At 69.7% G+C, this 20,429-nt stretch carries 20 protein-coding genes; 7 read left to right on the top strand and 13 right to left on the bottom strand.

Annotated features, from left to right (window positions below; all coding sequences use genetic code 11):
* The first annotated feature begins 175 nt into the window (after positions 1-175).
* From AC1DK4_RS04660 to AC1DK4_RS04685, 6 genes are all read left to right on the top strand, one after another.
* Positions 176-697, top strand: coding sequence for a Fur family transcriptional regulator (locus AC1DK4_RS04660; protein WP_441617439.1), 522 nt, complete (start codon positions 176-178; stop codon positions 695-697).
* Between the two features lie 100 nt (positions 698-797).
* Positions 798-1,877, top strand: coding sequence for a CobW family GTP-binding protein (locus AC1DK4_RS04665; RefSeq protein WP_441617437.1), 1,080 nt, complete (start codon positions 798-800; stop codon positions 1,875-1,877).
* A 304-nt stretch (positions 1,878-2,181) separates the two neighbouring features.
* On the top strand, positions 2,182-2,868 hold the full coding sequence (dksA, locus tag AC1DK4_RS04670) for an RNA polymerase-binding protein DksA (protein ID WP_441650206.1): 687 nt from the start codon (positions 2,182-2,184) through the stop codon (positions 2,866-2,868).
* A gap of 294 nt (positions 2,869-3,162) precedes the next feature.
* On the top strand, positions 3,163-4,503 hold the full coding sequence (gene zigA, locus AC1DK4_RS04675; protein ID WP_441650205.1) for a zinc metallochaperone GTPase ZigA: 1,341 nt from the start codon (positions 3,163-3,165) through the stop codon (positions 4,501-4,503).
* Complete coding sequence (locus tag AC1DK4_RS04680; RefSeq protein WP_441617431.1) at positions 4,493-4,963, top strand: hypothetical protein; 471 nt, start codon at positions 4,493-4,495, stop codon at positions 4,961-4,963. Before zigA ends, AC1DK4_RS04680 begins: the two co-directional genes overlap by 11 nt.
* A gap of 168 nt (positions 4,964-5,131) precedes the next feature.
* Entirely contained in the window at positions 5,132-7,300 is a 2,169-nt protein-coding gene (locus AC1DK4_RS04685; RefSeq protein ID WP_477131412.1) for a TonB-dependent receptor, read from the top strand.
* Positions 7,301-7,322: 22 nt separating this feature from the next.
* Here the strand turns inward: AC1DK4_RS04685 and AC1DK4_RS04690 are convergent, their stop codons facing one another.
* The gene (locus AC1DK4_RS04690) at positions 7,323-7,946 is read right to left on the bottom strand and encodes a glutathione S-transferase family protein (RefSeq protein WP_441617428.1); all 624 of its coding nucleotides are present in this window, start codon (positions 7,944-7,946) and stop codon (positions 7,323-7,325) included.
* A gap of 297 nt (positions 7,947-8,243) precedes the next feature.
* Between AC1DK4_RS04690 and AC1DK4_RS04695 the strand changes: the two genes are divergently transcribed.
* Positions 8,244-9,824 carry an ABC transporter substrate-binding protein gene (locus AC1DK4_RS04695; protein WP_477116980.1) on the top strand — a complete coding sequence of 527 codons (1,581 nt, stop codon included), beginning with the start codon at positions 8,244-8,246 and terminating at the stop codon, positions 9,822-9,824.
* Between the two features lie 4 nt (positions 9,825-9,828).
* On the opposite strand, the gene AC1DK4_RS04700 is transcribed toward AC1DK4_RS04695, so the two are convergent.
* The 12 genes from AC1DK4_RS04700 to bioA all read right to left on the bottom strand — a co-directional run bounded on the left by AC1DK4_RS04700 (position 9,829) and on the right by bioA (position 20,372).
* The gene (locus tag AC1DK4_RS04700) at positions 9,829-10,413 is read right to left on the bottom strand and encodes a GNAT family N-acetyltransferase (protein ID WP_441617425.1); all 585 of its coding nucleotides are present in this window, start codon (positions 10,411-10,413) and stop codon (positions 9,829-9,831) included.
* 27 nt (positions 10,414-10,440) lie between these two features.
* On the bottom strand, positions 10,441-11,052 hold the full coding sequence (locus tag AC1DK4_RS04705) for a hypothetical protein (protein WP_441617424.1): 612 nt from the start codon (positions 11,050-11,052) through the stop codon (positions 10,441-10,443).
* 93 nt (positions 11,053-11,145) lie between these two features.
* Entirely contained in the window at positions 11,146-12,078 is a 933-nt protein-coding gene (locus tag AC1DK4_RS04710; RefSeq protein WP_477131413.1) for an MBL fold metallo-hydrolase, read from the bottom strand.
* A gap of 82 nt (positions 12,079-12,160) precedes the next feature.
* Positions 12,161-12,853: a 2-hydroxychromene-2-carboxylate isomerase gene (locus AC1DK4_RS04715; protein WP_441650202.1), complete on the bottom strand. Its 693-nt coding sequence runs from the start codon at positions 12,851-12,853 to the stop codon at positions 12,161-12,163.
* Between the two features lie 50 nt (positions 12,854-12,903).
* Positions 12,904-13,176, bottom strand: coding sequence for a DUF1289 domain-containing protein (locus AC1DK4_RS04720; protein ID WP_441617419.1), 273 nt, complete (start codon positions 13,174-13,176; stop codon positions 12,904-12,906).
* A gap of 36 nt (positions 13,177-13,212) precedes the next feature.
* The gene (locus tag AC1DK4_RS04725; protein WP_441617418.1) at positions 13,213-13,746 is read right to left on the bottom strand and encodes a YbaK/EbsC family protein; all 534 of its coding nucleotides are present in this window, start codon (positions 13,744-13,746) and stop codon (positions 13,213-13,215) included.
* A gap of 21 nt (positions 13,747-13,767) precedes the next feature.
* Positions 13,768-14,712 carry a hydroxymethylglutaryl-CoA lyase gene (locus tag AC1DK4_RS04730; RefSeq protein WP_441617416.1) on the bottom strand — a complete coding sequence of 315 codons (945 nt, stop codon included), beginning with the start codon at positions 14,710-14,712 and terminating at the stop codon, positions 13,768-13,770.
* A gap of 61 nt (positions 14,713-14,773) precedes the next feature.
* Positions 14,774-15,715 (bottom strand): 2-hydroxyacid dehydrogenase, encoded by a 942-nt coding sequence (locus AC1DK4_RS04735; RefSeq protein WP_477131414.1) that lies wholly within the window; start codon positions 15,713-15,715, stop codon positions 14,774-14,776.
* 177 nt (positions 15,716-15,892) lie between these two features.
* On the bottom strand, positions 15,893-16,936 hold the full coding sequence (gene bioB / locus AC1DK4_RS04740) for a biotin synthase BioB (protein ID WP_441650201.1): 1,044 nt from the start codon (positions 16,934-16,936) through the stop codon (positions 15,893-15,895).
* A gap of 52 nt (positions 16,937-16,988) precedes the next feature.
* Positions 16,989-17,690 (bottom strand): dethiobiotin synthase, encoded by a 702-nt coding sequence (gene bioD / locus AC1DK4_RS04745; RefSeq protein WP_441650200.1) that lies wholly within the window; start codon positions 17,688-17,690, stop codon positions 16,989-16,991.
* Entirely contained in the window at positions 17,687-18,904 is a 1,218-nt protein-coding gene (gene bioF / locus AC1DK4_RS04750) for an 8-amino-7-oxononanoate synthase (protein ID WP_441617409.1), read from the bottom strand. The genes bioD and bioF overlap by 4 nt, the downstream gene beginning before the upstream one ends.
* Positions 18,894-20,372, bottom strand: a complete 1,479-nt coding sequence (bioA, locus tag AC1DK4_RS04755; RefSeq protein ID WP_441650198.1) for an adenosylmethionine--8-amino-7-oxononanoate transaminase — start codon at positions 20,370-20,372, stop codon at positions 18,894-18,896. Before bioA ends, bioF begins: the two co-directional genes overlap by 11 nt.
* Positions 20,373-20,429: the final 57 nt, after the last annotated feature.

Here is a 20,429-nt window from a genome sequence, read left to right on the forward strand (position 1 = left end):
GCGAAGCCCTCCCGGGATGCGCGGCGCGGCCTGCTGCTGCCGATGATAGCCGCTCCCGGGACGCTGCCGGGGCAAGCCCGGCGCGAGACCGGCCAGCCACCGGAAGCGGCCTGTGCCGAAGCGCAGTTGACGCAACTGAATTGCATCAGTACGGGGGCTATGGTTAAATCGGCCCATGAGCAGCAGCCCCATCCCCAACCTGGCCACGCCTGCCGCAAGCATGGCGCCGGCGGCGGCCACCCTGGAAGCCGCCCACGAGCGCCTGCGCGAACTGGGCGCCCGCGTCACCCAGCCGCGCCTGGGCATCCTGGCCTGCCTGATGGAAAGCGACGAAGCGCTCACCCACCAGGCAGTGATCGACCGCATGCCGGCCGACGGCGAGGCGGTCGACCGCGTCACCGTCTACCGGGTGCTGGACTGGCTGGTCGAGCAGGGCCTGGCGCAAAAGCGCGCCGGCCACGACCGCGTATTCCGCTTCAGCCTGGTCGAGCACGAGGCCGCGCGCGCCCAGGTGCACCGGCAGCACAGCCACTTTCACTGCAACCGCTGCGACCGCACTTTCTGCCTGGATGGCGCCGGCGTGCCGGCCCAGTCGGCGCCCAGCGTGCCGAGCGGATTCGCCGTCGAGCACGTGGAGCTCACCGTCAACGGCGTCTGCGCCGAATGCGGCGCGCGCACACCCGGGCGCACCGGATGAGCTTGCGCACCGCTTGCCCGCACATGCCCCCGGCATCACCCCAAACAACACCGGCCCCGCGCACGCCAGGCCAGGCGGAATTCCCTTCCCGGAGAAAACAATGTCAAAACTGATCCCGGTCACCATCCTGACCGGCTTCCTCGGCAGCGGCAAGACCACCCTGCTCAAGCGCATCCTGAGCGAGCAGCACGGCATGAAGATCGCCGTGATCGAGAACGAGTTCGGCGAAGAAAACATCGACAACGAAATCCTCGTGCAGGATGGCCGCGAACAGATCGTGCAGATGAGCAACGGCTGCATCTGCTGCACCATCCGCGGCGACCTGGTGGCCGCGCTGTCGCAGCTTGTGACCCGGCGCGACGCCGGCGAGATCGATTTCGACCGCGTGGTGATCGAGACCACCGGCGTGGCCAACCCCGGCCCGGTGGCCCAGACCTTCTTCATGGACGACGAGATCGCCCAGCGCTACCTGCTGGACGCCGTGATCACCCTGGTAGACGCCAAGCACGCCCACCTGCAGCTCGACAAGCAGGAAGAAGCGCAGCGCCAGGTGGGCTTTGCCGATGCCATCTTCATCACCAAGGCGGACCTAGTGCCGGAAGCCGACATGGCCGATCTGCGCCACCGCCTGCTGCACATGAACCCGCGCGCGCCGGTGCGCACGGCGCATTTCGGCGAGGCGCCGATCGACACGATCTTCGACCTGCGCGGCTTCAACCTGAACGAAAAGCTGGAGATCGACCCCGATTTCCTGCGCGCCGAGGAGGAAGAGCACGAGCACGACCATGGGCACGACCACGCCCACGGCGACCAGTGCGCGGACGATTGCGGCCACGATCATGGCCACGGTCACCAGCACGACCACCACCACCATCACCATCACACCGACCGCATCGGCTCCTTCGTCTTCCGCAGCGACAAGCCGTTCAACTATGGCAAGCTGGAGGAGTTCCTGTCCGGCATCCTGTCGGTCTACGGCGAGCACCTGTTGCGCTACAAGGGCGTGCTGTACATGGACGCGGTCGACCGCAAGGTGGTGTTCCAGGGCGTGCACCAGCTCATGGGCAGCGATATCGGCGCCAAATGGGGCGACGAAACCCCCGGCACCAAGATGGTGTTCATCGGCGTGGACCTGCCCAAGGACGCCATCCTGAAGGGCCTGGCTACCTGCCTGGCCTGACCCCGCGGCGGGCGCCCAAGGCCTGCCCTGCCATCCCCCTCCGGCGAGGGGGGTGGGAACTCAGGGAAAACTCCCCCGCTTTTCCCCCATATCTCCAAAATTTTTGTTCAAGTACAATAGTCTGGATTTAGTGCGGGTTACGCAGCCTCGGTTGCGGCATCCGCGCAATGCAGGGCGGCGGTCGTCGTCAGCATGAGGCGGGCTGCCGGCAGGTGCGGTCGCAGTGCTTCGTGCGGGGACCGCCTTCCGCCCGGGGCACCCCTCCCGCGCCGACATCGACCGACGCGAGAAAGAGAGGTGTCCCATGGTAGCCGCAACGAAAACGAAAGAAAGCCGCAGCAAAAACGGTAGCGCTGCGGCCGAGACGCTGAAGGCGCGGCCCACCAAGGCTGCGCCTGCTCCCCGCGGCAGCACGGTGCACGCCGGTGCGGGCGAGGCCAAGGGAGGCACGCAAAGCAGCAAGACTGCAGCCAGCCAGAGCGAAACGTCCGAGCCGCGCAAGCGGCAGGACACTGCACCCGAGCGGACCAAGACGCCGCCGGTCGCATCAACAAGAGAATCAGCAGCAACCATGAGCAGCAATAAACTTCTGACTGAAGCTGAAATCCTGAAGATGGGCGACAAGGATTACATGAACGAGGCGCAACTCGCCTTTTTCAAGAATCGCCTTGAGCAGCTGCGCGACGATATCCTGAAGAACGCCGATCAGACCACCGAGCACCTGCGTGAAACGGTGATCGTCCCGGATCCGGCTGACCGCGCCACCATCGAGGAAGAACACGCGCTCGAACTGCGCACGCGCGACCGCGAGCGCAAGCTGCTCAAGAAGGTCGAGCAATCACTGGCCCGCATCGAGTCCGGCGACTATGGCTGGTGCGAGGAAACCGGCGAGCCGATCGGCGTGCCGCGCCTGCTGGCGCGCCCCACCGCCACGCTCTCGCTGGAAGCCCAGCAGCGCAGGGAACTGCGCCAGAAGCTGTTCGGCGACTGAGCCGGCCCCGCCCCCCGCGCTCCCAGACGGCCCGGTTTTCCGGGCCGTTTTGCTTGGGACGCCGATTGGGGCGCCGATTGGGGCCCTGCTTGCGGCCCGCCGCCTTCCATGTTGCCCGGGCGGGCGCCAGCTTCCCGACACGCCGTTGTGGTGTCACAGTCACGGACCTATCATTAGGGACGGCAGGATTCGTGCGCCCCACGCGCCCGGAAGGCCCGGAACCTCCCGCTTTCTGATACAGTCGCAACTTTGTTGCAATAACACGCGCGCCTTCTCCCGGCGTGCCTTCCCGCCATGGCCGATCGCCTGCCCGTCACCGTGCTGTCCGGATTTCTCGGTGCCGGCAAGACCACCCTGCTCAACCACATCCTCGCCAACCGCGAAGGCAAGCGGGTGGCGGTGATCGTCAACGACCTGGCGGACGTGAACATCGACGCCCGGCTGGTCGGCGACGGCCTGGTGGCACAGGCTGGCGAGCGCCTGATCGAGCTGTCCAACGGCTGCATCTGCTGTACGCTGCGCGAGGACCTGCTCGCCGAGATCGGCAAGCTGGCGCGCGAAGGCCGCTTCGACTACCTGCTGGTGGAATCCACCGGCGTGGCCGAACCGCTGCCCGTCGCCGAAACCTTCACCTTCGAGGACGAGCAGGGCGTGGCGCTGGACAGCATCGCCCGCCTGGACACCATGGTCACGGTGGTCGACGCCGCGCATTTCCTGCAGGACTTCAACGAAGCCGATTTCCTCCAGGACCGCGGCCAGGCCCGCGACGAGGACGACGACCGCACCGTGGTGGACCTGCTGATCGAGCAGGTGGAATTCTGCGACGTGATCGTGCTCAACAAGCTCGACCTCGTCAGCGACACCGAACGCGCGCGCCTGACCGGCATCCTGCATTCGCTCAACCCGCGCGCGGCCATCGTGCCGGCCAGCTTCGGCAAGGTAGCGCTGGACAGCGTGCTCGACACCGGCCGCTTCGACTTCGACGCCGCCGCCGCCGCCCCCGGCTGGCTGGCCGAGCTGCGTGGCGAGCATGTGCCGGAAAGCGAGGCCTACGGCATCGGCAGCTTCGTCTACCGCCGCCGCCGCCCCCTGCACCCGCAGCGCTTCGCCGACCTGATCCACACCGAATGGCTGCGCGAGCACGGCAGCGTGCTGCGCTCCAAGGGCTTCTTCTGGCTGGCCACCCGCATGGACACGGCGGGCACCTGGGGCCAGGCCGGCGGCGTGTGCCGCCACGGCGGCGCCGGCGCCTGGTGGGCCGCGCTGGATGCGTCCGAATGGCCCGAGGAAGAAGACAGCCGCGCCGAGATCCAAGCCGACATGACCGTGGACGGCCAGCCCGCTCCCTTCGGCGACCGCCGCCAGGAACTGGTGCTGATCGGCCAGGACCTAGACCGCCCCGCGCTGGAAGCGCTGCTCGACGCCTGTCTGCTGACCGATGCCGAGATGGCGGGCGGCCCCGAAGCCTGGGCGAGCTACCCCGACCCGTTCCCGGCCTGGGAAGATGGCCTGGACGACGATCACGTGCATGGCGACGACTGCGGCTGCGATGACCACGGCCATGGCCATCATCACGGCCACGCGCATGGTCACGCGCATGGCCACGACGACGGGCACGGCGGGCATGGCCACTAAGCCTCTGCCTCCCTGGCAGCGCCTGCAGCGCCGCCGCGCGCATGGCCTCGGCCTGTGGCCGGCGTTGTGGCTGGCGCTATGCCTGCTGCTGTCCCAGCATGCCGGGCTGACCCACCGCATCCATCACGGCGGGCTGCTGTATGCGCCGGCGCTGGCCGGCGAGCGCGAAAGCGCCACGCACGAATTCCCGGCCGCCGTTGCCGCCGCCGCGGCCAGCGCGTCCGGACACGTGGCCCAGCCCGAACCCGACACCCCGCTGTCGCTCAAGCTGGCCGGGCACTTCTGCGTCCTGTTCGACGGCGCCACCGTGGCCGCAAGCCATTGCGGCACGCCGGCCCTGCCGGCGCTGACACACCTGCAATCCCCGCTGCCGCCAACCAAGGGCTGGCGCAAGCCTGACCTGCCGCCGGCCAGGCCCTTCCACTCGCGCGCGCCTCCGGCCGTCTCCGCTCTCGCCTGATTTCCGGGCCGCGGCAGCCATGCCGCCGCCCGTTCCCTGACGCAACGCGCCACGATCCGCAATCCGTGCCCGCCGCCGCCCGCGCCTTCCTGCCGCGCCGGGCAGCCCGAGGCACACGTGCGGGCGCCGGCGCCGCGCGCTCGACAGCATCCAAGAGCACCGCGAGCCATGTCTTACCGCCTCCAACAAGAATATTTCCTGCGGCGCACGCCGCTGGCCGCCGTCGTGGCCCTGATCGCCTCGGCCTCCACCTGCGCCCTGGCGCAGGGCACGCCTGCCGCTCCCGCCGCGCCGGCCACCTCCGCCACCGCTGCCCCTGCCGCCACCCCGGCAGCCGCGACCCTGCGCGAAGTGGTGGTCACCGCCAATCCGCTCGGCAGCGAGCTCACCGACCTGGTGGCGCCGGTCTCCAGCCTCGGCGGCGACGCCCTCGCCGTACGCCAGGCCAGCACGCTGGGCGAGACGCTGGACAAGCTGCCGGGCGTGTCCTCCAGTTATTTCGGCCCCAACGCCAGCCGCCCGATCATCCGCGGCCTGGACGGCGACCGCATCAAGGTGCTGCAGAACGGCGGCAGCACCATCGACGCCTCCACGCTTTCCAACGACCACGCGGTGCCGGTGGACCCGCTGGTGGCCGAGCGCATCGAAGTGGTACGCGGGCCGGCCGCGCTGATGTACGGCGGCAACRCCATCGGCGGCGTGGTCAACGTGATCGACAACCGCATCCCCAAGGAGCCGATCGAGGGCGTCAGCGGCACGGTGGACGCCAGCGCGACCGCCGGCGGCGACGGCGCGCGCGGCACCAGCGGGCTGGTCGAGGCCGGCAACGGGCAGTTCGCCGTCCACGCCGACGGCTTCGTGCGCAAGACCAGCGACCTGCGCATCCCCGGCTATGCGCGCAGCGCCAGCCTGCGCAACAGCCAGCCGCTGCCCGCAGGCGAATCCGAGGCCTACGGCCGCCTGCCCAACAGCAACGCACAGCAGCAAGGCGGCTCGCTGGGCGGCTCCTACACCTGGGTCGACGGCTTCGTCGGCGCCAACTACAGCGAGTACCACAACGAGTACGGCACCCCGGCCGAGGACGACGTGCGCCTGCAGATGCGCCAGCAGCGCTTCGCGCTCGAGGGAGAAGCGCGCAACCTGGCCAACCAGACCGGCGGCTTCATCGAGTCGGTCAAGGRCAAGTTCAGCTATACCGACTACGAGCACAAGGAAATCGAGTCCGGCCAGACCGGCACCATCTTCAAGAACAACGGCTGGGACGCGCGCTTCGAAGCCAAGCATGCGCGCATCGGCAACATGACCGGCGTGATCGGCACCCAGTTCGGCTCGACACGCTTTTCGGCGCTGGGCGAGGAAGCCTTCGTGCCGAGCACCGACACCGACAACGCCGCCCTGTTCATCTTCGAGGAAATGCCGCTGACCGCCGACGGCGACCTCAAGCTCAACCTGGGCGGCCGCATGGACCACACCAGCGTCAAGGCACATGCCGACGGCAACGACCGCTTTTCCGACGCCAGCCGCAGCTTCAACGCCGGCAGCGCCTCGGCCGGCCTGCTCTACAAGCTGGCCCCGGCCTGGTCGCTGACCAGCAACCTGGCCTACACCGAGCGCGCTCCCACCTTCTACGAGCTCTACGCCAACGGCCCCCACGTGGCCACCGGCTCGTGGGAGCAAGGCGACCCCAACGCCGCCAAGGAACGCGCCACCTCGCTGGACCTGGGCCTGCGCTTCAAGTCCGGCCCGCACAGCGCCGGCATCTCTGGCTACTACAGCCGCTTCTCGAACTACCTGGCGCTGACCAATACCGGCACCGCGCGCGACGCGGAAGGCGATTTCGTGACGCCCGGCAGCGCCGGCGCGCTGCCGGTGATGCAGTACATGGGCGTGCCGGCCACGCTGTATGGATTCGAGGCCGAAGGCCGCGCGCGCGTGGCGCAGAAGCTGCTGACCGGCAGCGACACCGTCGACCTGGAAGCGCGCGCCGACTACGTGCACGGCGAGAACCGCGCCACCGGCGAGCCGCTGCCGCGCCTGTCGCCGCTGCGCCTGGGCGGCGCGATCGTCTACGGCGCGGGGCCCTGGGGCGCGCGCGCGGACGTGACCTACGCCGCGCGGCAATCGCGCGTGCCGGCCAACGACACGCCCACCGACGGCTATACCTTGCTCGGCCTGTCCATCACCTACAAGTTCAAGATGGCCGGCACCCAGACGCTGATCTACCTGCGCGGCGACAACCTGACCAACCAGGACGCCCGCAGTTCGACCTCGATCCTGCGCGACATCGCGCCGCTGGCGGGACGCAACGTCAAGATCGGCTTGCGCACCTCGTTCTGAGCGGCGGCGCAGGCCGCCCGCCTCAGGAAATGCCGTTGCAACCGTGCCGGGCAAACCCCGCGCGGCCACGCAAGCGTGCGAAGTACGCCGCCACCGCGGGATAGTCCGGGTGCGCCAGCGGCGTGGCGTACCACCGGTTGACCGAGAGGCCGAGCGGGATATCGGCGAGCGAGAAACTGCTGCCGGCGGCATAGCCGCCGGTGGCGGCGAGTTGCCGCTCGAGGATGCCCATGCAGCGCGACCAGCCTGCGACGGACGCCTCGACCAGCGCAGCGTCCTGATGCGCTGGCGACTGCCGCGCCAGTGCCATGAAGGCGTACCGCCAGGCGGGGTTCAGCTCCGACGCCTGCCAGTCGATCCACTGGTCGATGCGCGCGCGCACGCGCGGGGCGGCGGGATAGATGGCCGCGCCGCCGTATTGCGCCGCCAGGTAGCGGATGATGGCGTTCGACTCCCACAGCACGAAGCCGCCGTCGTCGAGCACGGGCACCATCGCGTTGGGATTGAGCGCCAGGAACGCCGGCGTATCGGTAGCGCGAAAGCCCGAGCCCCAGTCCTCGCGCTCAAAGGGCAGGCCAAGTTCGTCGCAGCACCACAGCACCTTGCGCACATTGATGGAGGAGGCCTTTCCCAGGATCTTCAGCATGGTCGTCGGGAGCTTGCAGTTGCATTGGCGGACAGCGCGGCTGCGCGCGCTGCATCCAATATACGGCCAGGCCGCCAGGCCGCACAGGGACAGTCGCGCCGATTCGCGGCAGGCCAGTCGCACCGCGCCCGTGCCTTGCCACGGTGAAAGCGCGGCAAGGCACGCGGAAAGAAGCACGCGCAGCGTGCATCGCCGCCTCGCCGCGGTGCATCCGGCGCTGCGGGTCGGCCCGCCTTGACACCCGCGCCGGCGAGTCCCGACAATGCCTCACCGCTCCAAGCCAACAGGGACCACCCGATGACCATCATCCGCCGCGCCCTTGGCGCCGCAGCACTCGCCACAAGCCTCGCCTGCGCATCGCTCTCCCCGTCCGCCATGGCCGCCGGGCTGACCATCGGCCTGTCCGGCGACATCACCTCGCTCGACCCGCACTATCACAACGTCACGCCCAATGCGAACGTGGCCGAGCACATGTTCGAAGCGCTGATCGCCAAGGACGAGAAGATGCGCTTCAAGCCCGCCCTGGCGCTGTCCTGGAAGCCGGTCGACGACACCACCTGGGAAATCAAGCTGCGCCCCGGCGTGAAATTCCACGACGGCAGCGAATTCACCTCGGCCGACGTGGTCTATTCGCTCAACCGCCCCGCCACCGTCAAGAACAGCCCCTCGCCGTACACCATCTACACCAAGGGCTTCAAGGACATCGTCGCGGTCGACAAGCTGACCGTGCGCATCACCACCAACGGGCCGTACCCGCTGGTGCCCAACGACCTCTCCACCATCTACATGGTGTCGAAGAAGGTCGCCGAGAATGCCACCGGCGACGACTTCAACAGCGGCCGCGCCATGGTCGGCACCGGGCCTTTCAAGTTCGTCAGCTTCCGCAAGGGCGACCGCATCGAGCTGGCCCGCAACGACAATTGCTGGGGCAACAAGCCCGAGTGGGACACCGTCTCGCTGCGCATCCTCACCAGCGACGCCCCGCGCGTGGCCGCGCTGCTGGCCGGCGACGTGCAGGTCATCGAGAACGTGCCCACCTCGGATATCCGGAAGCTCTCCTCGGATCCGAACGTGAGCGTGTTCAAGGTGCCGACCTTCCGCATGATGTACCTGCACCTGGACAGCAACCGCGACGTCACGCCCTTCGCCGCCGACAAGGCCGGCAAGCCGCTCGCCAGGAACCCGCTCAAGGACCCGCGCGTGCGCGCGGCCATCTCGCATGCCATCTCGCGCCAGGCCATCGTCGAGCGCGTGATGGAAGGCGCCGCCGAGCCCACCGGCCAGCTGGTCAACTCCACGCTGTTCGGCTACGTGCCGTCGCTCAAGCCAGACACCTTCGACGCCGCCGCGGCCAGGAAGCTGCTGGCCGATGCCGGCTACCCGGACGGCTTCCAGCTTACCCTGCACGCGCCCAACAACCGCTACGTCAACGACGAGCAGGTGGCGCAGGCCATCGCCTCGATGCTCGCGCGCGTCGGCATCCAGACGCGCGTCGAAGCCATGCCGTCCGCCACCTTCTTCACGCGCGCCAACAAGCTCGACTTCTCCTTCATGCTGGCCGGCTGGGGCGCCGACACCGGCGAAGCCGGCTCCTCGCTCAAGTCATTGCTGGCCACCTACGATCCCGCCCGCGGCTGGGGCGCATCCAACCGCGGGCGCTACAGCAATGCCGCACTCGATGCCAAGCTGACCACCGCGCTGACCACCATCGACGACCGTGCGCGCGAGAAGCTGCTGCAGGAGGCGACCGAGGTCGGGATCAAGGACTATGGCGTGATCCCGCTGTATTTCCAGATCAATGTCTGGGCGGCCAGGAAGGGCTACAAGGTGGTGCCGAGGCAGGATGAACGGACCTACGCGTTCGCCATCACGAAGTAGCGCCTCACGCGGCGCCTGATTTCCGCGCGCTGCCGGCCTGGCCGGCAGCCTGGTACCACGGCGGTACCAGCGAGTACATTGCCGCCGCGCACGGTACCCCGTGCAGCACCAGCCGGTTGCGTGCGATGCATTCGAACTGCGCGCCGATCTTCTCCGCCACCGCGCGGCTGAGCACATTGTTCTCCGCGGCGACCACCTCGAGYCGCGTCAGCCCGAGCCGGTGGAATCCGTAGCAGGCCATCAGGTCGGCCGCGCGCGCGCCAAGCCCCTGGCGCTGGCGGCTCTGCCGTATCCAGTAGCCGAGGTTGCCGAAGTTGTAGTCGCGGTTGATCTGGTTGATGGAGACGCCGCCGTACAGCTCCCTGCCGTCCGGCGCGAACACGCCGATGTCATAGGCTTCGCCGGTGCCCATGGCTTCCGTGCACATGTCGAACCAGCTCTCGGCATCGCGCACGCTGTAGCTGGCGTGGCACCAGGGCATCCACTTGCCCACGGTGTCGAGCGATTCATGCACGGCCGCGACGAACTGCGGCACGTCGGTGTAGCGAAACGGACGAAGCTGGAAGCCCTGGCCGTGGAGCGCTTGCATGGTGTGTCCTCGCGTTCCTGTCACCGTTCAGCGCCGGGACCCGCCGCCGCGGGCCATTGCCCCGGCGATCAGCAGGCGGGCCTGCACGCGCGCATGCAGCAGGGCCATGTCGGCATGGCGCAGGCGCGGATCGCGGCTGAGGATCGCCATCGCCTTGCCGGCCTGGCGCGCGCTGGCGATGCCTGCCTCGGCCGCGGCGCGGTCGATCGCGGCATCGAGCTCGGGCTCGGACAGCGGCGCGGCGATGCGGGCCGCCAGGCTCAGCGCGGTGTCGTCGAAACCGGCGCCGTCATCGAAATGAATGCGGCCTTCGATCGCCACGTCGAGACCCTGCGCGTCGAGCTCGCCGAAGCGCAGCTCGCTGACGTCGACCGCGTGGTGACGGCCTTCCACATAGAGCGAGCCGTCGATGTAGCCCGGCTCGGGATTGAGCGGAAAACGCAGGCGCCTGCCCGCCAGCTCTGCCAGGCTGCGGCTGGGCAGGCTCAGGCCGTCGAGCCGCAGCGCGGTGCGCACCTGTGCGCCGCCGAGCAGGAAGGGGGCCAGTTCGACCAGCAGGTCGGCGCCGTGCGCGTGGATCGCAGAGGGCGAAAGATGGGCAACCAGGGGCTGGAGCAATACGACGGGAAAGACAGGCATCGGCGGCTTCCTCGCAAATGGTCGGGGCGCTTGCCTACATGCTACGGCGTCCGGCTGGCGCGATCAAACGGAAAACGAGGGCGCCGCCGCCGCTCAGTCGCGATTGCAGACGTCCGCGCCTTCCATCGCCAGCGCACCGGCCTTCACCAGCGACGCCAGCATGCGCCCGAGCATGCCGCCAAGATCCTCGCCGTCCATGAAGCGGGCATGGATGCGTTGCATCAGCGGCGTCTGCTCCATCCATGCCAGCAGCGCGCCATACGGCATGCGCTGCTGCTCGAGCAGCTTGAACTTCAGCAGCACCTTGACCGCATGCGCGGCGTTGCGCGCGGGGTCGGCGCGCAGGTAGGCCAGGCGGGCGCCGGCCACGTCGAGCGCGGCGGCCAGATTGGTGAAGGGCCGGCCGTGGCCGGGTATCACCACGCGCGCGCCGAGCGTGGCGATACGCTCCAGCACCGCARCCTGCTCGGCGAAGCCGCTCTCGCCGTCGAGTTCGGGAAAGATCACGCCGAAGCCGTTCTCCCACAGCGCGTCGCCCGAGATCAGGATGCGCTCCTGCGGGGCGAACAGCATCACCGCGTGCGGATCGTGCCCGGGCGCGGCGACCGCCTGCCAGTCGATGCCGCCCAGGCGCAGCACATCGCCGTCCTGCACCACGTCATCGAAGCCGAAACGGTCGCATTGCTGGCCGGTGGCGCGATAACTGAGCATGTCGTCATCCCAGCCTTGCACGGCGGCGGCCTCCGCCGCCGGAATCAGCGTGCGCGGCTGCCAGCGCCGCTGCAGGATGGCGTTGCCGCCGCAATGGTCGGAGTGCAGGTGGGTGTTCACCAGGCGCCGCAGGGGCCGGCCGCGCAGGCCGGCCTCGACCAGCGCCAGCGTCTGCGGCGCATGCGTGACATAGCCCGAATCGACCAGCGCGGTGTCGTCGCCGTCGAGGAACAGGATGTTGTTGGCCGACAGCCAGCCGCGCTCGAACACGCGCAGGGTGGCCGGCAGGACTGGTGGCGTGAAGGGTTCGGGCATCTGGCGTTGTCTCGTCTCTTGTTCTTGCTCTTGTTCCGGCTCTTGCTCTTGCTCTTGTACGGCTTGTCGTGCCGCTGCGCTGCTACTGGCCGGCGGGCTTCGGCGCGTCCGCGCGGCCCGGGCCGACAGGCAGCGCGCCGGCGGCGCGAAATGCAGCGGAGGCAAAGAACGGATCCTGCCGCAGCCGGGCGCCGAGCATGTCGAGCGCGTCCAGGCCCCAGAACAGCTGCCCCGCGGCATCCCCCTGCACGATGGCGGTGGGCACGCCGAACACGCCGCGCGACACCGCCTCTTCGCCGTGCTCGCGCAGGCGCGCCTTCACCGCCTCCTGCGCCAGCGCAGCGGCGGGTACGCCCAGCGTGGCGCACAGCGCGTCGAAATCCGCCTGTTGCTGCGGCACGCGCCCCTGTTGCCAGACGAAACCGAACAGCGGCGCCAGGGTCTCGCGCGACAGCCTGCCGTCCAGCTCCAGCGCCACCGCCAGCCGCAACAGGGGCAGCGGATTGAAGGGGTGCACGGCGGGCATGGCGAGCGGGGTCTCGTCGCGGTGCGCGATCCAGGCCACATGCTCGAAGGTGAAGCGGCGCTTCGGCGCGATCTCGGCCGGGCCGACATTGCCCCAGTGCCGCAGCAGGCCCGCGAACAGCACCGGCACGTAGCGTACCCGCGCACCGGCCGGCAGCACGCGCGGCAGCCGTTCGAAGGCGAGATAGGAGAACGGCGAGATCGGGTCGAAGTACCAATCGATGACAGCAGGATCGTGGACAGCAGTCATGGGCAACCTCAGTCGGGAAACTTCTGTCGGGAAACTTCTGTCGGGAAACCTCAGTCGGTGTCGCAGGCGCGCGGTCCCGCGCAGGCCTGCGCCGCCAGTTGCGCGGCGCGGGCGGGCAGGCGCGCCCAGGTCGCGCGCCTGCCGGCGTCGTCGCTGCCGGACCAGGCGGCGATTTCCTCGATGGTACGCAGGCAGCCTTCGCAGTAGCCGCTGGCCGTATCCATGCGGCAGACATTGCGGCACGGCGACGGCACCGGCTGCGCGTGCTGCGCGGCTTGCGCGCCGCGCGTCAGCTCGGCGACCAGGCGGGAAAGCCGYGACATGGCGTCAGTGCCAGCCGCGGTGGGCACGCCGCGGCATCATGCCAGCCCGCGCTGCGCCACGTCAGCCACCGCGGCCCCGGTCATGCGCTGCAGCTCCTGCGGGGTGAGGTTGAACACCGCGTGCGGATGGCCGGCSGCAGCCCACAGGCTGTCGTAGCGGAACAGGTCGCTGTCGAGCAGCATCACCGGCGCCACCGCGTGGCCGATCGGGCAGACGCCGCCGATGGCATAGCCGGTCTTCTCGCGCACGAATTTCGCATCGGCCTTGCCGAGCGGCCCGACCACGGCGGCCACCTTGGCCTCGTCGACGCGGTTGCTGCCGCTGGCGATCACCAGCACCGGCGCATCGTCGGCGACGCGGCGGAATATGATGGACTTGGCGATCTCGGCCACCGAGCAGCCGAGGCCGGCCGCGGCCTCGGCCGAGGTCTTGCCGGTGGCCGGCAGCATCACCACGGGCTTGGCGTGGCCCAGGCCGGCCAGCAGGCCGGCCACGCGCTGGGCCGCCTCGGGCAGCGTCGCCGACGCATCAGCGCTATCCAGGGAGCCATGCAGGGAGCGATCGTTCATATCATCTGTTCCGTATCTGTCTCACACGCAGGCAGGCGCGGCGCCAGCGGCATCGGCGGCCGCCGCCCACTTGGACAGCAGCGCGCGGCCCACGCGCGAGCTGTTGGCGCGGCCGATGGACTGCGAGATGAAATCGCCGGCGCGCACCACCTGCTCCAGGTCGATCCCGGTGTGGATGCCCATGCCGTGCAGCATGTACAACACATCTTCGGTGGCGACATTGCCGGTCGCGCCCTTGGCGTAAGGGCAGCCGCCGAGACCGGCGACCGAGGCGTGGAAGGTCGAGATGCCGGCCTGCATGCTGGCCAGGATATTGGACAGCGCCTGGCCGTAGGTATCGTGGAAATGGCCCGAGAGGCGGTCGGCCGGGAACTCCGCCGCCGCCGCGTGCATGACTTCCTGCACGCGGCCGGGCGTGCCCACGCCGATGGTGTCGGCGATGTCGATCTCGTCGCAGCCAAGCTCGCGCATGCGGCGCACCACGTCCACCACCGCGTGCACCGGCACTTCGCCCTGGTAGGGGCAGCCCAGCGCGCACGAGATGCTGGCGCGCAGGCGCAGGCCTTTATCCTTGGCGGCGGCGGCCACCGGCTCGAAGCGCGCGATGGACTCGGCGATCGAGCAGTTGATGTTCTTCTGCGAGAAGGCCTCGCTGGCGGCGCCGAAGATCACCACCTCGTCCGCCCCGGCGGCCACCGCGCCCTCGAAGCCCTTGAGGTTGGGCGTGAGCACCGAATACAGCGTGCCCGGGCGGCGCTGGATGCGCGCCATCACGTCGGCGCCGTCGGCCATCTGCGGCACCCATTTGGGCGAGACGAACGAGGCCGCCTCGATATTGACGAAGCCGGCATCGCTGAGCCGGTTGATCAGGTCGACCTTGACCTCGGTCGGCACCATCGCCTTTTCGTTCTGCAGCCCGTCGCGCGGGCCGACCTCGACGATCTTCACATAGTTGGGCAGGGTCATGGCGTCTCCTCCTTGTGCTGTCTTCGACCGCGGCGCGCACGCCGCGCTCCTGTGTGTGTCTTCAGTAACCGCGCTGCAGGTCGACCACGCCGGCGATCGGCTGGCCCGCGCCGAGCGCGCGGATCTTGCCGGCGATCTGGGCGATGCTGTCTTCGCGCAGGGTCAGCGCGGCGATATGCGGGGTGATGGYGATGCGCGGCTCGCGCCAGAACGGATGCTCGGCCGGCAGCGGCTCGGTACGGAACACGTCGAGCATGGCGCCGGCGATCTGGCCGGACTGCACGGCCGCCAGCAGGTCTTCCTCGACCAGGTGCGGGCCGCGCGCCACGTTGACCAGGTAGGCGCCCTTGGCCAGCTTGCCGAGCAGCCCGGCGTCCAGGATGTTCTCGGTTTCCGGCGTCAGCGGCAGCACATTGACCAGCACGCGCAGGCCGTCCAGGAACCCGGCCTGGCCAGCCTCGCCGGAGAAGCCCTGCACGCCCTCGATCTCGCGTGCCGTGCGGCTCCAGCCGCGCACCGGGAAGCCGAAGCCGGCCAGCGCCTGCGCGATCTGCGCGCCGAGCGTGCCCACGCCCATCACGCCCACGGTGAAGTCGGCGCGGCGATGCGGCTTGAGGAAGCGCCAGTTGCCGGCCTGCTGGGCCAGCGAATACTCGTCGAGGCGGCGGAAGTAGCGCAGTACCGCGTGCGTCACGTATTCGATCATCTGGGCAGCCATGCCCGCATCGTCCAGGCGCACGATGGGCACGCCGTCCGGCAGCGCCTGCGGGTCAGCGTCGCGCAGCCGCAGGATGCCGTCCACGCCGGCGCCAAGGTTGAACACAGCCTTGAGGTCGGTGCGCCCGCGCAGCATTTCCAGCGGCGGGCGCCACACCACGGCGTAGTCGGCGCGCTCGTTCTTGCTGTCTTCCCAGGTCACGCATTGCGCCTCGGGCAGGGCTTCGGCAAAACCGTCGGTCCAGGGCTGGTAACGGCCGTCCGGCACATACAGCTGCAACTTCATCTCTTCTCCACGGTGGGGTTCTTGTCGCGTTTCGTCGTATTTTCGCAGAGATGGCAGAGGAGCGGGGGAATGGGGATGGCTGCCGGCTTCGTGGTGCGCGTGGCGGACCGCCTCGCGCAGGCACCGGGGGCCTTGCGCTGCGTCCGCCACGCAACCTGTGCCGCCATGCCGGCAAGGTCAGCCGGCGTAGCCCTCGGTCCGGATGTCCAGGCGGGCCAGCAGCGCGCGGTCTCGGTCGGCCTGCGGGTTGGCGGTGGTCAGCAGGCGGTCGCCGTAGAAGATGGAGTTGGCGCCGGCCATGAAGCACAGTGCCTGCAGCGCGTCGTCCATGGTCTCGCGCCCGGCCGACAGGCGCACCATGGCGCGCGGCATGGTGATGCGGGCCACCGCGATGGTGCGCACGAACTCGAACGGATCGAGCGGCTCGGCGTGGGCCAGCGGCGTGCCCTCCACGGCGACCAGGTTGTTGATGGGCACCGATTCCGGGTACGGGTCCATGTTGGCGAGCTGGGCGATCAGGCCGGCACGCGCGTCGCGCGATTCGCCCATGCCGACGATGCCGCCGCAGCAGACGTTGATGCCGGCGTCGCGCACATGGCCAATGGTGTCCAGGCGGTCCTGATAGGTGCGGGTCGTGATGATCTCGCCGTAGAACTCGGGCGAAGTGTCGAGGTTGTGGTTGTAGTAGTCCAGGCCGGCATCCTTCAGGCGGCGCGCCTGCTCGGCCTCCAGCATGCCCAGCGTGACGCAGGTCTCCAGGCCCATCGCCTTGACCTCCTTGACCATCTCGATCACCGGCTCCAGGTGGCGCTCCTTGGGGCTGCGCCATGCCGCGCCCATGCAGAAGCGCCCGGCGCCGCTGGCCTTGGCGGCACGCGCGGCTTCCAGCACCTCGTCCAGCGCCATCAGCTTGCCGGCCGTGACGCCGGCATCGTGGTGCGCGCTCTGCGGGCAGTAGCCGCAATCTTCCTCGCAGCCGCCGGTCTTGATCGACAACAGGGTGGAGAGCTGCACGGCATTGGGATCGAAGTGCTCGCGGTGCACCTGCTGGGCGCGGAACAGCAGGTCGTTGAAGGGCAGCGCGTAGAGCGCCGCGACGTCGGCCACGGCCCAGTCGCCAGGCTTGGCGGGAGCGGCCTCGGTGAAGCGGCGCGCGGTCTGGCGCAGGCTGTCGGCGGAGATGGTGGCGACGGTCTCGCCGGCAAAGGTCGTGTTGGTCATGATCGTTGTCTTTTCCAGGATGTCTTGCGGTATTCGTGAGGCTGGCGCCGGCTCAGGCCAGCAGCGGCGCGAGCGCCAGCCGGCTGGCGGCTTCCGCCGGCGGCACCTGCCACGGCAGCGTGCCGAGCAGGGGCGCATCCAGCGACTGGCGCAGCGTGTCGATGTTCTCGTCGCTCAGGTCCATGGCCGGATCGATGCGGTTGGCGATCCAGCCGGCCAGGTGCAGGCCGCGCGCGCGCACGGCTTCGGCGGTGAGCAGCGCATGGTTGAGGCAGCCCAGGCGGATGCCCACCACCAGCACCACCGGCAGGTCAAGCATCATGGCGAGCGCGGCCGTGTCCCAGCCGCCCGCCTCGGGGGGCGCGCCGTCGAGCGGTACGCGAAAGCCGCCCACGCCCTCCACCACCACGGCGTCCGCGCGCGCCTGCAATCCGGCAAAGGCGGCGCGGATCGGCTCGCGGGTGATGCGCACGCCTTCCGCGGCGGCGGCCAGGTGCGGGGATGCCGGCGTGCGCAGCAAGAAGGGGCAGGTCAGCGCCTGCGGCACGTCCACCGCGCTGGCCGCGCGCAGCTGGGCCACATCGTCGTTATGCCAGTGGTCGCCGCGCCATTCGCTGCCGCTGGCCACCGGCTTCATGCCCACGGCGCGCCGGCCGGCCGCGCGCAGCGCATGCAGCAAGGTGGCGCTGGCGTGGGTCTTGCCGACGCCGGTATCGGTGCCCGTGACGAAACAGGCGAACGGCTGCACGCTCATGCCATCTCCTTGCGCGGCACCACGCTGCCCAGGCTGGCCAGCAGGCGCTCCACATCGGCCTGCGCATGCGAAGCCGACAAGGTGATGCGCAGGCGCGCGGTGCCCGCCGGCACGGTGGGCGGACGGATCGCGCCGACGCGGATGCCGTCCGCTTCCAGCGTCGCGGACAAGGCCAGCGCGGCCACGTTGTCGCCCACGATCACGGGCTGGATCGCGGTGGCGCTCTCGCCCAGGCGCCAGCCGGCGGCGCGGCTCAGGCCGGCCAGTCCGCCGCGCAGGGTGCGGATCAGCTCGCCGAGGTGGGCGCGGCGCTGGTGCCCCTCCTCGCCGGCGATCAGCGCCAGGCTGGCCGACACCGCATGCGCCACCGCGGGCGGCGCGGCCGTGGTGTAGATGTACTGGCGCGCGGTGTTGACGAGGTGATCGATGATGGTCCCATGCGCGGCCACGAAGGCGCCCGCCACGCCGGCGGCCTTGCCCAGCGTGCCGATATAGATGATGCGCGGGGAGGTCAGCGCGAAGTGCTCGAGCACGCCGCGGCCCTGCTCGCCCAGCACGCCGAAGCCGTGCGCATCGTCCACGATGATCCAGGCGTCGTGCCGTTCGGCCAGCGCCAGCAGCGTATCGAGCGGCGCCAGGTCGCCATCCATGCTGAACACGCTGTCGGTGACGATCAGCTTGAGCGGGGTGGGGGACTCGGCCAGCAGCTTGTCCAGCGCGGCCACGTCGCGGTGAGGATAGCGGCTCACCTTGGCCCTGGCCAGGCGCGCGCCATCGATCAGCGAGGCGTGGTTCAGCTCCTCGCAGAACAGCGTGGCATCGGCGCTGCCGAGCGCGCTCAGCACGCCCATGTTGGCCATATAGCCGGTGCAGAAGTAAAGCGCCCCGGCATGTGGGATATGCGGCGCGAACCAGGTCGCCAGCTCGCTCTCGAGCACGTGGTGGGCCTGCGAATGGCCACTCACCAGGTGAGATGCGCCGCTGCCCGCGCCGTACCGGCGCGCGCCTTCGCCCAGGGCTTCGATCAGCGCGGGATGATTGGCCAGGCCGAGGTAGTCGTTGCTGCAGAAGGTCAGCAGCGCATGGCGCTCGCCGCCGCAGGCGTCGCTGACTTCCTGGTGCGGAGCGCAGGCGGTGTGCGCGGTGCGGCGGCGCCGCGTGAGGGCCTGGCCGTCGCGTTCGGCGGCGGCCAGCGTCAGGTGTTCAAGCAGCATCGCGTATCTCCTTGGGGTGCGCCGGCGCCGCCTGCGGCGCCGAGGCGCCGGGCAGTACCGTGTCGAGTGTGGCTTGCAGCCGGTCCGCCAGCCACTGCGCCATGTCCATGTCGAACACGTAGGGCGGCATGACATAGAGCGTGCGGCCGATCGGGCGGATCAGCACGCCGTGCGCGCGCGCGGCGTGGTGGAAGCGCGCGGCGAAATCGCCGGCGCCTACCGGCACATATTCCTCGCGCACGTCGGCGGCCCAGATCAGCCCGCGCTGGCGCACCTGCTCGAGCCGCGCATCGGCGCCCAGCCCGGCCATGGCCTGCGCGAGCCATTGCGCGCGCAGCCGGTTGTGCGCCACCACGTCGTGCCGCGCAAACAGCTCGAGCGTGGCAAGCGCGGCGCGGCAGGCCAGCGGATTGCCGGTGTAGGAATGCGAGTGCAGGAAGCTGCGGGCGCGGTCCGGCTCGTGCGGCGCCGAGACGAAGGCATGCTGGAGCGCGCTGCGCGACATCACCAGCGAGAGCGGCAGGTAGCCGCCGCTGATGCCCTTGGACAGGCACAGGAAATCGGGCCACAGGTGCGCCGGCAGCGGCCCTGCATCCGCGCCGCCCGCCGGCTGCGTGCGCGCCTGCTCCCATGCGAAGAAGGTGCCGGTGCGTCCGCAGCCCACCGCGATCTCGTCGGCGATCAGGTGCACGCGGTAGCGGTCGCACAGCGCGCGCACGCCCGCCAGGTAAAGCGGATCGTGCATCGCCATGCCGGCCGCGCACTGGATCAGCGGTTCGACGATCAGCGCGGCGATCTGGCCGCCGCGCGCCTGCAGCAGCGCTTCGAGCTCATCCAGCGCACGCTGCGCCACCTGTGCCGCGCTTTCGCCCGGCGCCGCCTGGCGCGCATCCGGCGACATCACCACATGCGACTGCATCAGCATCGGATCATAGGCGTCGCGGAAGATCGCCACGTCGGTCACCGCCAGCGCGCCCACGGTCTCGCCGTGGTAGCCGTGGCGCAGGCACACGAACTCGCGCTTGCCCGGCAGCCCGGTGTTGCGCCAGTAGTGAAAGCTCATCTTGAGCGCGATCTCGACGGCGGACGCGCCGTCGCTGGCATAGAAGACATGGCCGAGCGCGCCGCCGGTGAGCGCCGACAGGCGCTCGGCAAGCTCCACCGCCGGCGCGTGCGTGCAGCCGGCCAGCATCACATGCTCGAGCGTATCGAGCTGCGCGCGCAGCGCGGCGTTGATATCGGGATTGGCGTGGCCGAACAGGTTGACCCACCACGAGCTGGTGGCATCGAAATAGCGCTGGCCGTCTTCGCCATGGAGCCACGGGCCCTCGCCGCGGGCAATCGCCAGCGGCGGCTCGCCGGCGTCAGGGCGCAGCGGCGTGCAGGGATGCCACACCGCGCGCAGGCTGCGCTCGCCGAGCGAAGGCGCGGCGGGCACTGGCGGCAGGGATTGGGACTGGTTTTCCAAGGAAACCCTCCTTTGTTGAGCGCGCCTGCGGCCTGCACTGCCTGCGCGGGGGGGCAG

It is taken from the genome of Cupriavidus sp. 05N38, assembly GCF_056397345.1.

What these genes read in the sequence shown, in the direction of transcription:
- AC1DK4_RS04660 (WP_441617439.1), top strand. Translation starts at nt 176, where the DNA reads ATGAGCAGCAGCCCCATCCCCAACCTGGCCACGCCTGCCGCAAGCATG.
- AC1DK4_RS04665 (WP_441617437.1), top strand. Translation starts at nt 798, where the DNA reads ATGTCAAAACTGATCCCGGTCACCATCCTGACCGGCTTCCTCGGCAGC.
- dksA (WP_441650206.1), top strand. Translation starts at nt 2,182, where the DNA reads ATGGTAGCCGCAACGAAAACGAAAGAAAGCCGCAGCAAAAACGGTAGC.
- zigA (WP_441650205.1), top strand. Translation starts at nt 3,163, where the DNA reads ATGGCCGATCGCCTGCCCGTCACCGTGCTGTCCGGATTTCTCGGTGCC.
- AC1DK4_RS04680 (WP_441617431.1), top strand. Translation starts at nt 4,493, where the DNA reads ATGGCCACTAAGCCTCTGCCTCCCTGGCAGCGCCTGCAGCGCCGCCGC.
- AC1DK4_RS04690 (WP_441617428.1), bottom strand. Translation starts at nt 7,946, where the DNA reads ATGCTGAAGATCCTGGGAAAGGCCTCCTCCATCAATGTGCGCAAGGTG.
- AC1DK4_RS04695 (WP_477116980.1), top strand. Translation starts at nt 8,244, where the DNA reads ATGACCATCATCCGCCGCGCCCTTGGCGCCGCAGCACTCGCCACAAGC.
- AC1DK4_RS04705 (WP_441617424.1), bottom strand. Translation starts at nt 11,052, where the DNA reads ATGCCTGTCTTTCCCGTCGTATTGCTCCAGCCCCTGGTTGCCCATCTT.
- AC1DK4_RS04715 (WP_441650202.1), bottom strand. Translation starts at nt 12,853, where the DNA reads ATGACTGCTGTCCACGATCCTGCTGTCATCGATTGGTACTTCGACCCG.
- AC1DK4_RS04730 (WP_441617416.1), bottom strand. Translation starts at nt 14,712, where the DNA reads ATGACCCTGCCCAACTATGTGAAGATCGTCGAGGTCGGCCCGCGCGAC.
- bioB (WP_441650201.1), bottom strand. Translation starts at nt 16,936, where the DNA reads ATGACCAACACGACCTTTGCCGGCGAGACCGTCGCCACCATCTCCGCC.
- bioD (WP_441650200.1), bottom strand. Translation starts at nt 17,690, where the DNA reads ATGAGCGTGCAGCCGTTCGCCTGTTTCGTCACGGGCACCGATACCGGC.
- bioF (WP_441617409.1), bottom strand. Translation starts at nt 18,904, where the DNA reads ATGCTGCTTGAACACCTGACGCTGGCCGCCGCCGAACGCGACGGCCAG.